Raw genomic sequence first — 11099 nt, forward strand, 5'->3', positions numbered from 1 at the left:
TGGATGATATCGTTACATAAGGCGTATTGATCCCCATACATCTTTATCAGGAGATCGAATCATATGCATCATTTCGAACATCGGGACGGCGTGCTGTTTGCCGAAGAGGTGAGCGTCACGGAACTGGCCAAGCAGTACGGCACCCCGCTCTATATCTATTCCGCGGCGACCTTCAAGCGCCATTTCAAGGCCTTTGATTCCGCCTTTGACGAGCTTGACCATCTGACCTGCTTTTCGGTCAAGGCCAACTCCAACCTGTCCGTGCTCAAGATGCTGGCCCGGGAAGGCGCGGGCATGGACATCGTCTCCGGCGGCGAACTCTACCGCGCCCTTCAGGCCGGCGTGGATGCCAGCCGCATCGTCTATTCCGGCGTGGGAAAGCGTGACTCCGAGATTCGCGATGCCCTGGAGGCCCGCATCCTCATGTTCAACGTGGAGTCCATGGCCGAACTGGAGAGGATCAACCAGGTTGCCGGGGAAATGGGCACCACCGCGCGCGTCAGCTTCCGCATCAACCCGGACGTGGACCCGCAGACCCACCCGTACATCTCCACCGGCATGCAGAAGAACAAGTTCGGCCTGGACATCGACCTGTCCATGGAGGCCTACAAGCGGGCCGCCGAACTCGAGAACATCGAGCCCGTGGGCATGGACTGCCACATCGGCTCCCAGCTGACCAGCCTTGACCCGTTCCTTGAGGCCCTGGACAAGCTTCTGGCCTTCCACGCTCGGCTCAAGGACATCGGCATCGAGATCAAGTACCTGGACCTGGGCGGCGGCCTGGGCATCCCCTACAACGAGGAGGAGCCGCCACACCCCGCCGAGTTCGGCAAGGCGCTGAGCGACAAGCTCAAGGGGCTGCAGCTCAAGGTCATCCTGGAACCGGGCCGGGTCATCGCGGGTAACGCGGGTATCCTGGTCACCGAGGTGGTCTACACCAAGTCCAACCCGACCAAGAATTTCCTGATCGTGGACGCGGCCATGAACGACCTGATCCGGCCGAGCCTGTACGGCTCCTACCATCGCATCGAGGAAGTGGAGCAAAAGGGCCGCGAGCCCAAGGTCTTTGACGTGGTCGGTCCCATCTGCGAGTCCGGCGACTTCCTGGCCCGCGACCGTGAGCTGCCCGCCGTGAAACAGGGCGAGCGGCTGGTCTGCTACTCGGCCGGGGCCTACGGCTTCACCATGTCGTCCAACTACAACTCCAGGCCGCGCGCCTGCGAACTGCTCGTGGACGGCGACAAGGTCATTGTCGCCCGCAGGCGAGAGACGTATGATGATCTCATAATGAACGAACTCTAGCCTAACCGGCCGGGGGTTCCCCCCGGCCTTTTTTTTCGGGTCTAAATATGGCGCGACTGAACACATTTTTCCTGCCCCCCGACCAATGGCCCGCCCGCGCGGGCGACGTGGTTCGCCTGAGCGGCCCCGAAGCCCGGCACATGGGCACCATCCTGCGCACGGAAAAGGCGCAGACGGTCCGGCTCTTTGACGGGCAGGGACACGACGGGCTCTTCACGGTGCGCGACATCGCCAAAAACCGGGCCGATCTCGAGGCCGTGGAACTGGCCGAGCACCCTGCTCCCGAAGGCGGCCTGACCCTGGCCATCGGCTGGGGCAAGTCCAAGCGCCGGGACTATCTGCTGGAAAAAATCGTCGAACTTCAGGGAAACGGCGTGATCTTCTGGCAGGCCGTGCGCAGCCAGGGGGGGCTGCCCAAAGATCCCAAGGCGGCCTGGAACGAAAAGTTCATCCAGGCGGCCAAGCAATGCGGGGCCGTCCGGTTGCCCGAACTCGAGACCGTGTCCGGCGGCGTGGGCGGGCTCCTGGCACTGGCCGGGGGGTTCGACCACTGTTATCTGGCCTGGGAGGCTGGGGAGGCCGACACGCCCCTGGCGCCCGACATGCTTTCCAAAGGACGCACTCTTGTAGTAGTTGGACCGGAAGGCGGCTTTGACCCGGCCGAGGCGGACAGGCTTATCGGAGCCGGATTCGTCCCGGTGACGCTCGGGCCCTCCATCCTGCGCTGGGAGACCGCCGCCGTATATTGCCTGAGTCTCGCCATGTTCGGCGCACAGGACAGGTCATGAAGCTGGAAATAGAAGAAAGCCAACCGCTTGCCGACAGGATTCGTCCGGCCACCATGGACGATTTCGTGGGCCAGGGCCACATCCGCAACCGGATCGACGCCTTTGCCCAGTCCAAGCGCATGCCCAGCCTCCTGCTCTTCGGCCCGCCCGGCTGCGGCAAGTCCACCCTGGCCCTGCTTCTGGCCCAGCTGACGGGCAAGAAATACCTGCGGGTCAGTGCGCCCGAGGCAGGCCTGACCGCCCTGCGCAAGATGCTGCCCGGCCAGGAAATCCTCATCCTCGACGAGCTGCACCGTTTCTCCAAGGCCCAGCAGGACTTCTTTCTGCCCATCCTGGAGAGCGGCGAGATCACCCTGCTGGCCACCACCACCGAGAACCCTTCCTTCAGCGTCACCCGGCAGCTGCTCTCCCGGCTGCACGTCCTGCGCCTGCGCCAGCTCAGCCGCGAGGAACTGGTGGGCGTGTCCCATCGTGGGGCTCAGGAACTGGGCGTGGAGCTCGAGGAAGAGAGCCACAAGATGCTCGCGGCCATGGCCGGGGGCGATGCTCGAACTCTATTGAATTTACTGGAATACACGGCGGAGCTGCCCAAGGAGAGGCGGTGCCCCGAGTGCCTGCGCGAGTCCCTGCCCGAGATCGTGGTCCGGGGCGACCGCGACGGCGACTCCCATTATGAACTAGTCTCGGCCATGATCAAGTCCATTCGTGGCTCAGACCCGGACGCGGCCCTGTACTATCTGGCCTGTCTGCTGGAGAGCGGCGAGGACCCGCGTTTCGTCACCCGGCGGCTGATTATCTCGGCTACCGAGGACGTGGGGCTCGGCGACCCGTTCGCCCTGAACCAGGCCGTGGCCTGCCATCAGGCTGTGGAAGCCATCGGCATGCCCGAAGGACTCATCCCCATGGCCCAGACCACCGTGTACCTGGCCCTGGCGCCCAAGAGCAACGCCACCTACGCCGCCTACCGCACCGCCCAGAAGGAGGTTCGGGAGAACGGCACCCGGGCGGTTCCCCTGCACCTGCGCAACGCCACCAGCTCCCTGCAACGGGAATGGGGCTACGGGCGCGGCTATCTCTATCCGCACAACTTCCCCAAGGGATGGGCGGACCAGGACTATCTGCCGAGCGAACTGCTGGGCCGCAAGTTCTACCATCCCAAGGATCAGGGCGAGGAACCCCGGCTCAACGCATGGCTACGGCAGTTCAAGAAGCAGCGATAATTTCCGCAATGAAAAAGCCTGGTTGAATTTTCAACTAGGTTTTTTCTTCATGAACAACCTTAGCTTTTTCAGGACTGTTTCCTGTACAGTTTTCGCCACTCGTCCAGGAAGAGGATGGCCGTATCCAGATCGTCCAGCCTGCCCTGCTGCTGGCGGACGGCCCAGACCAGGTCCTCGAAAGCCACGTCCTCGGGCAGTCCCAACCGGGCCAGGAGCGTCCGGATGTCCGCCTGCAATTCGGGCGGAAAGTCCTGGCCGAAAACCGGGGAGCCTTCGCGGCGTTTGGGCCAGCCAGGAATCCGCTCGGCAGTAAATTTCAGCAGAGTGCGCATGCGCTGCGCATAGGTATGCTCCTTGAGGACTCGGGCCCGCGCCCGGTCGGCAAAGGCCTGGCGTTCTTCGGGCCGCGAGGAAAAATATTCAATCTTTTCGATAAGCTCTTCAATGGATGAGAAGATCGCCAACTCGTTCTCGGCAAACGCCTCGTCCATGAGAGTGCGCCTGTCCACCAGTTGGAACGTTCCGCAGGCGGCCAGCTCGAAGGTGCGCGGGTTGACGAAGTCGCCGAAGGTGACCAGTTCGTCGGCCTGGATGGACGAATGAAGGTTCAAATTAATGGCGGTGGCGTTGAAAATCTTCACGCATTCCTCGGGAGTTACGCGTGCGCCCTTGAGTTGGAGCAGCGGCTCGAGCACGTGATCGCCCTCCCACTCCGTACCCCATATCTTGAAATCGAAATTGACCAGTTCGTGGAAGGCCTTGCGCCGGTTGGGATAGCCCGCGCCCATGAACGAGACTTCGGAGCCGAACTTGCGCCGCTCCACCGGGCTCAACTCCATGGGTCGGTGGAAATCCGGCTGGGCGGCCAGGGGCAGGTACAGCGCGTTATTTTGACCGATGGCCGCAAGATCCTCGAAGAATTGCCCTTTCTGGATCACGGCAAAGACGTCGTACAGGGGCGCGAAGGACTTCCAGTAGGTGAACAGGTCGTGGTCTTCCACGAACCACATGGCCGTGGCCACCCCGTCGCGCCGCAGCCGTTTCAGGGCCTGGGGATTGAGCGGGGCCTGAGCCATGGCCAGGACCAGATCCGGCTCAAAGGTCTCGACCTTGGCCAGAACGGCCTGGCTGACCACGTTCAGAAAGGAATTCTGCAAGTAATCCAAACGGTCCGTGGTCACTTTGAGATCGTTCAGGGCGGTGTAGGCCGGGTAGAAGTCCGGGGCCTCGAAGACCTCGGCCAGATGCCCTTCCTGCTTCAGGGCCGAGGCCACGTACCGGCCGATGGGCAAGGAGCCGCCATAGAGCGGCAGAACGACGAGAATGCGCAACGTTTGCATACGGTTATTCCTGTGTCTTCGAGGGCTGTTCAGCGGTCATCCAATCCTTTTCCCGGTAGAGCTGCTGGGCGAAGGCCTGTTCCAGCCGGTCGAAACGCGGCTCCGCGCCGGTCAGGTGGTGGAGGAGAAAATCGCGCAGCACGGTCCGCCTGGACGCGTCCGCGTCGGTCCCGGCAAAGGGCACGTAGGTCTGGCCCAGACCGTCGAAGGCGGTGTGCAGGGCCAGAATCCCCTCCGGCGCGTGCTCGGCCTTGCCCGTGACCAGGAAGCGGCGGAGTCCCGGGTCCGCGAACCCGTTCAGGCATTTGACGTTTTCCTGGCACGGCGCGGTCTCCAGGCACGGCAGGCAGTCGGTCACTCCCTGATAAACCGTGTGCCCGAGGCCATAGGGGCCGGTCTCGAAACACCAGGCCGAGGACAGGAAAAAGGCGGTCACCGGCGTGCCCAGGTGGGCGGCCAGGTGCATGGTTCCGGTGTCCGGGGTGATCAGCAGGTCCAGGCCGCCGACGATGTTTACGAGCTCTTGCCAGTCCGTCTTCCCGGCCAGGTTCTCGGTCATGGATTGCAGGTTCGCGGGCAACTCCTTGGTCACGGCCTGCCCTGCCGCGCGTTCGGCCTGTCCGCCCAGGAGTTTGATGGACCGGGCTTTGCGCGAACCGGCCAGGGTGGCCGCGATCCGGGCGAGCAGCGGCGCGGGCAGGGAGCGTCGGGACTCGCGTCCGGCCAGGACCACGCCGATGCCGCCGCCCTTGGGCGTGGCCTCGGGGTTGATCGCGGACGCGGGGAGCATGTCCGGGCAGTACGCGCCCCAGAAGTCCACCAGGTTCATGCCCAGTCGGCGGAAACCGGACCAGCGCATGGCCATGGCGGGCCACCGGCCGATGATCTCCTGGCCGCTGCGCCAGGCGTACCCCTCCACCCTTTCCGGATCGAACATGGCGGCCAGGCGGAAGTTCAGGCCCGAGAAATTCAGGTTGTAGATGGTCTCGAAGTCCATGGCCGCCAGGTCGGCGAAGACCTGCCGGTTGTCCAGGAGCATCTTGAGCGAGGCCTGGCCGTCGCTCAGTCCCGTGCCGTGGGCCGTGATCGGGTGCAGGACCACGTCGGGATAGACCAGCCGGGCCAGGGGTGCCAGGGAGGCGTCCAGGCACAGGTGGACCGTGGCCCCGGGGCGTGCCGCAAGGGTCCCCAGCAGCCGCTTGGTCTGGATCAGGTCCCCGAACCGGGCGAGTTGTATGACGAGGTAATTCTTCATGTTGTGTCGCGCGCGTCAAAACACTAGCGTAATTCCTGTGATTCTTGCAAGAACCGGACAATTTCCCATTTTACATGATTGCGCGCATTGGTTATCAAGACCCATGCGATATTACCCCATCTTCGTGAACCTGGAAAACAAGGGCTGCCTGGTGGTCGGCGCGGGCGAGGTCGGCAAGCGCAAGATCCAGTCCCTGATCGATTCCGGGGCCGGTCGCGTGACCATCATCGACACCCGCGAGCCGGGGCCGGAATTCGACTCGGTCACGGCCCTGCCCAACGTGGATTTCCTCTGCCGCGAGTTCGCGGACACGGACCTGGACGGGAAATTTCTGGTCATCGCCTGTACCTCCTCCGAGGAAGTCAACTGGCGCATCAGCAATCTGTGCCGTGACAGGGGCATCCTGTGCAACATCGTGGACCAGCCCGAGAAGTGCAGCTTCATCGTGCCCGCCACGGTCAAGCGCGGGGATTTGACGGTGGCCATCTCCACGGCGGGCCGCAGCCCGGCCATGGCCAAGCGCATCCGCAAGGAATTGCAGGAGAGTTTCGGTGACGAGTACGCCAACCTGCTGACCGCCATGGGCCGCATCCGGCCGCTCATGCTCTCGTTGGGCCTGACCACGGCCGACAACACGGCGGTCTTCCGCTCCCTGGTCAATTCCGCTCTGCTCGACGCCCTGAAGGGTCACGACCTTGACGCGGCCACGGAAATTCTTAAAGAATCGTTGCCCGACCCGTTGCACGACAACATTCCGGAGTTGCTTGATGGGCTTGTTTGAATCGCTCCACATCGTTATCGCGGCGCTCTACGCGCTCGGCACCGTGCTGTTCCTGACCTCCGTGTTCACGGAGAACGACAGGCTCAAGCGCATCGCCATCTGGCTGGCCGTCCTCGGCTTCACCTTCAATACCGTGGACCTGGGGCTGACCCTGAGCCATGATCCGGCCGTTCTGGGCGGCGGCAATTTCTACTTCAACATCATCGGCTGGTGCGCCCTGGCCCTGTATTTCTTCCTTTGGTGGCGGCTGCGCCTCGAATACCTGGCCATCACCGCCCTGCCCTTCGCTCTGCTGCTGTTCATCGCCTCGCTGGCCATGGGCGGCATCCGGGTCGTCTGGCCGCCGAGGCTGACCGCCTTGTTCTTCGGCCTGCACATCGGCTCGCTCGTGCTCACGCTCGGCGCATTGATGATGGCCTTCGGCGCGGGCCTCGCCTTCCTCTACTACAACCGCAAGCTCAAGACCAAGGAAGGGCTGTCGGCCATGGGCAACGCCGTCCCGTCCCTGGACAAGTTCGACACCGTCAACCGCTGGGCCGTGCTGATCGGGTTCCCGCTCTACACCCTGGGCATCTTCTCCACCTTCAGTTGGTACCTGATCGCCCCGTTCAAGCCCTTCGCCTGGGACATCATGAAGATCGGCTCCCTGGCGGTCTGGTTCCTCTACGCCTTCCTCTTTCATCAGCGTGTGGTGCTCGGCTGGCGTGGACGTAAACCGGCCATCCTGGCCATCTGGGTCTTTGCCGGGATGTGCGTCTCTCTCATTCACCACGCCATCACCTTCAGGGCGGCACCATGAACAAGCAGATAATCCTTATTGGCCTGAACCACCGCACGGCGGGCGTGGAAGTGCGTGAGAAATTCGCCCTGACCGACGTCGAGAATTTCGAACAGGGCCTCATGGTCCACTGTCCCGTGCAGGAGTGTATGGCCCTGTCCACCTGCAACCGGGTGGAGATCGTGGCCGTGGTCAAAAAAGGGCCGGTGGCCGAAGCCATGGCCGCCGTGGTCCAGTACTGGGCCGGGGCGTGCAACGGCCGGCCCGAGCAGCTGATGGACAACATCTACCAGTACGCCGACCTGGAAGCGGTCAGGCACATCTTCACCGTGGCCTCGTCCCTGGACTCCATGGTTATGGGCGAGCCGCAGATTCTCGGCCAACTCAAGGACGCCTACCGGGCCGCCGTGGACAAGGGCACGGCCAAGACCATCGTCAACCGGCTGCTGCACAAGTCCTTTTCCGTGGCCAAGCGCATCCGCACCGAGACGGCCATCGCCTCGAGCGCGGTGTCCATCAGCTATGCGGCCGTGGAATTGGCCCGCAAGATATTCGGGGACCTCAAGCCCACCAGGGCCATGCTGGTCGGCGCGGGCGAGATGGCCGAGCTGGCCGCCATGCACCTGCTGCGTAACGGGGTCCAGGAAATCATCATCGCCAACCGCACCCTGTCCCGGGCCAAGGCCCTGGCCGCCAGCCTGGGGGGCGAGCCCATCCAGATCGAGGCCATGCCGGACCGGCTGCACGAGGTGGACATCGTCATCTCCTCCACCGGCTCCCCGGTGTCCGTCATCAAGGCGAAAGACGTCAAGGCCGTGCTCCGCAAGCGCAAGAACAAGCCCATGTTCTTCATCGACATCGCGGTGCCGCGCGATATCGACCCTGACGTCAACACCCTGGACAACGTCTATCTCTACGACATCGACGACCTCAAGGAAGTGGTGGACGAGAACATGGCCCAGCGCCAGGAAGAGGCCTCCAAGGCCCGCACAGTGGTGGACCTTGAGACCGAGACGTTCGGCAACTGGCTCAACTCGTTGAACATCCAGCCCACCATCGTGGATCTGGTCGGCAATGCCGAGGACGTGGCCATGCGTGAGCTGGCCAAGACGCTCAAGAAGATCGGCCCGGTGGACGACAAGACCCGCAACGCCCTGGAGCGCCTGGTCCTGTCCATCGCCCACAAGTCCCTGCACGAGCCCATCTGTTTCCTGAAGCGCCGCACCCAGGAAGAAGGTTCGGCCGAGCGGTTCATCGACCTGGCGCGGCGCATGTTCAACCTGGACGACGAGTCCGTGCCGGACAACGCCCACCTGGACCGCAAGCCGGCGTCCTGCGCCCCCGAGGACATCGAGCAGTACATCGAGATTTCGAAAAAGGAGCAATAATGCGCACCTATCTCATCGACGACCTGAACGACAAGGACTACAAGACCGTCCTCGCCGCATTTGACGAACTCGGCCTGCGCGGCTCCATCGACGGCATCTACTACCTGCCCCTGCCCGAGGACCTGCTCCAGGGCGAACAGAAGGCTCACCTGGGCGAATGCGGCCCCTATTTCATGGCCCTGGAGGCCGTGGAGTCGCCGGACCAGAACAGTCTGCGCATGGAATTGCTCGTCCGGGCCCGGAACAAGATCCGCTGCTCCTGCGTGTCCTACGCCGACTCGGCCCAGCGCAGGCACATGATCGAATACCTCGACCAGTTTATCGAGGAGCTGGAAGTCTCCGTGTAGCATGACCAGCGCGCCCGCCGACATCCCTCAGACCCTGCAGGACCTCCTGCCCAAGTGGGCGCATTTCTGCCTGTACGCGGGCCGGTTCGTCGAAGAGGAACTTGGTATCGACCTGGATGGACGCCGTGTCCTGGTCGGCCTGTCCGGCGGCGTGGATTCCACCGCCCTGTTGCTGGTCCTGCACTATCTTTCCAAACGCGTGGACTTCACGGTCGGCGCGGCCCATCTCGACCATCAATTGCGCCCGGAATCCGCCGGAGACGCCGCCTTTGCCCGCTCCCTGTGCGAGAACCTCGGCATCGACTGTGTGGTCGAATCATGCGACGTGGCCCGGCTGGCCGAGGAGCGCGGCGTGGGACTCGAGGAGGCCGGCCGCGAGGCGCGCTACCGCCTTTACGCCGCGCTGCGCGAATCCGGCGGCTACGACTATGTGGCTCTGGGCCACCAGCTGGACGACCTGAGCGAGGACGTGCTCATGCGTCTGATCCGGGGCGCGGGCTGGCCCGGCCTGTCCGGCATGCCCGGCTACGATCCTTTGCGCGCCCTGATCCGCCCCCTGCTGCTCATCCCCAAGTCCACGCTCAGGGCGTTCGTCACCCACGTGGGCACGGGCTGGCGCGAGGACGCGTCCAACGCCGATCCGACCATGACCCGCAACCGCGTGCGCAACGAAATTCTGCCGCTCATCGAGAAGGAGAACCCGGCCTTCTGGCAGTCCGTGGCCCGGCTGTGGCGCATCGGCCGCGTGGAACAGGATTTCTGGGACGGTCTTGAGTCCGGCGCTTGTGAAAATCTGGATAATACCCGCCTTAAGTCCCTGCACAAGGCCGAGCGCCTGCACCTGTACAAGGCGTGCCTGGACCGCCTCGGACCAGGTCAGGCCCTGGCCGACACTTTGTTCAAGCTGGACGAGGCCTGGCGAGAAAAGCGCAACTCCGCCGTCTTCCAGTTTCCGGGCGACAAGACCGCCACCATCACCGCATCGGGCGTGGTTTTCTCCCCCAAGCATTGACTTCCTGGCTGGCCCGGTATAAGAGCATGTGATCTTTTGCACAATGTGTCGGAATGGCCAGTCGGCATTTCGCTTTTTTATCATCAGGAGGAACTATGAATATTCTGATTTTCGGCCCCAACGGCTCCGGTAAAGGCACCCAGGGCGACATCGCCAAGGACAAGTACAAACTGGACCACATCGAGTCCGGCGCCATCTTCCGCAAGCACATCGGCGGCGGCACCGAGCTGGGCATGAAGGCCAAGGAGTACATCAACAAGGGCGAACTGGTTCCTGATGATATCACCATTCCCATGGTCCTGGATGTGCTTTCCAACTCCAAGAGCGGCTGGCTCCTGGACGGTTTCCCCCGCTCCCTGGTTCAGGGCGAAAAGCTCTGGGAAGCCCTGCAGAAGGACGGCGTGAAGCTGGACTACGTCATCGAGATCAAGCTGCCCCGCGAGATCGCCAAGGGCCGCATCATGGGCCGCCGTCTCTGTGAGAACAACCCGAACCACCCCAACAACGTCGGCATCCCGGCCATCGCTCCCGACGGCGACAAGTGCCGCGTCTGCGGCGGTGCCCTGACCGCCCGCCAGGACGACCAGGACGAGGGCGCCATCGACGTGCGCCACAACATCTACTACGATGACAAGACAGGCACCATGGCCGCCTGCAACTACTTCAAGAATCTCAAGGACGCCGACTTCAAGTACATCGAACTCGACGGCGAGAAGTCCATCAACGAGATCAAGGAATACCTCATCAGCCAGCTCGACTAGCCGCTGATTGATCGACTCTAAAAAGCCCCTCCGGCCGATCCGGAGGGGCTTTTTTTGTCACCCGCCTCCGGCGGCCGGGGGAAGGGGGAAAGGGAACCCTTTGTAAAGGGCTTCCCTTTCCCCCTTC

11 protein-coding genes are annotated in these 11099 nt (G+C 63.1%); 9 read left to right on the forward strand and 2 right to left on the reverse strand.

The genetic code is table 11. The features are described from left to right. Positions 1-63: 63 nt before the first annotated feature. From lysA to BerOc1_RS18585, 3 genes are read left to right on the forward strand one after another with little or no spacing between them, the layout of a single operon-like run. A complete protein-coding gene (gene lysA / locus BerOc1_RS18575) occupies positions 64-1302 on the forward strand; it encodes a diaminopimelate decarboxylase (protein ID WP_071547403.1) in 1239 nt (412 codons plus the stop codon). A gap of 47 nt (positions 1303-1349) precedes the next feature. Next, entirely contained in the window at positions 1350-2090 is a 741-nt protein-coding gene (locus tag BerOc1_RS18580; RefSeq protein WP_071547404.1) for an RsmE family RNA methyltransferase, read from the forward strand. Further along, the gene (locus BerOc1_RS18585; protein WP_071547405.1) at positions 2087-3310 is read left to right on the forward strand and encodes a replication-associated recombination protein A; all 1224 of its coding nucleotides are present in this window, start codon (positions 2087-2089) and stop codon (positions 3308-3310) included. Before BerOc1_RS18580 ends, BerOc1_RS18585 begins: the two co-directional genes overlap by 4 nt. Positions 3311-3378: 68 nt before the next feature. Here the strand turns inward: BerOc1_RS18585 and BerOc1_RS18590 are convergent, their stop codons facing one another. Then, positions 3379-4650: a CgeB family protein gene (locus BerOc1_RS18590; RefSeq protein ID WP_071547406.1), complete on the reverse strand. Its 1272-nt coding sequence runs from the start codon at positions 4648-4650 to the stop codon at positions 3379-3381. Between the two features lie 4 nt (positions 4651-4654). Beyond that, positions 4655-5905: a glycosyltransferase family 9 protein gene (locus tag BerOc1_RS18595; protein WP_071547407.1), complete on the reverse strand. Its 1251-nt coding sequence runs from the start codon at positions 5903-5905 to the stop codon at positions 4655-4657. A 103-nt stretch (positions 5906-6008) separates the two neighbouring features. Here BerOc1_RS18595 and BerOc1_RS18600 point away from each other — a divergent pair, with 103 nt between their 5' ends. From BerOc1_RS18600 to BerOc1_RS18625, 6 genes are all read left to right on the forward strand, one after another. Further along, positions 6009-6686 (forward strand): precorrin-2 dehydrogenase/sirohydrochlorin ferrochelatase family protein, encoded by a 678-nt coding sequence (locus tag BerOc1_RS18600; protein WP_071547408.1) that lies wholly within the window; start codon positions 6009-6011, stop codon positions 6684-6686. Beyond that, positions 6673-7485, forward strand: coding sequence for a cytochrome C assembly family protein (locus BerOc1_RS18605; RefSeq protein WP_071547409.1), 813 nt, complete (start codon positions 6673-6675; stop codon positions 7483-7485). The genes BerOc1_RS18600 and BerOc1_RS18605 overlap by 14 nt, the downstream gene beginning before the upstream one ends. Further along, positions 7482-8852 carry a glutamyl-tRNA reductase gene (gene hemA, locus BerOc1_RS18610; protein ID WP_071547410.1) on the forward strand — a complete coding sequence of 457 codons (1371 nt, stop codon included), beginning with the start codon at positions 7482-7484 and terminating at the stop codon, positions 8850-8852. Before BerOc1_RS18605 ends, hemA begins: the two co-directional genes overlap by 4 nt. Beyond that, on the forward strand, positions 8852-9199 hold the full coding sequence (locus BerOc1_RS18615; protein ID WP_071547411.1) for a hypothetical protein: 348 nt from the start codon (positions 8852-8854) through the stop codon (positions 9197-9199). The genes hemA and BerOc1_RS18615 overlap by 1 nt, the downstream gene beginning before the upstream one ends. Before the next feature lies 1 nt (position 9200). Beyond that, positions 9201-10211 (forward strand): tRNA lysidine(34) synthetase TilS, encoded by a 1011-nt coding sequence (tilS, locus tag BerOc1_RS18620; RefSeq protein ID WP_071547412.1) that lies wholly within the window; start codon positions 9201-9203, stop codon positions 10209-10211. A gap of 95 nt (positions 10212-10306) precedes the next feature. Then, the gene (locus tag BerOc1_RS18625; protein ID WP_071547413.1) at positions 10307-10972 is read left to right on the forward strand and encodes an adenylate kinase; all 666 of its coding nucleotides are present in this window, start codon (positions 10307-10309) and stop codon (positions 10970-10972) included. Positions 10973-11099: the final 127 nt, after the last annotated feature.

The organism is Pseudodesulfovibrio hydrargyri (assembly GCF_001874525.1).
Classification (GTDB): domain Bacteria; phylum Desulfobacterota; class Desulfovibrionia; order Desulfovibrionales; family Desulfovibrionaceae; genus Pseudodesulfovibrio; species Pseudodesulfovibrio hydrargyri.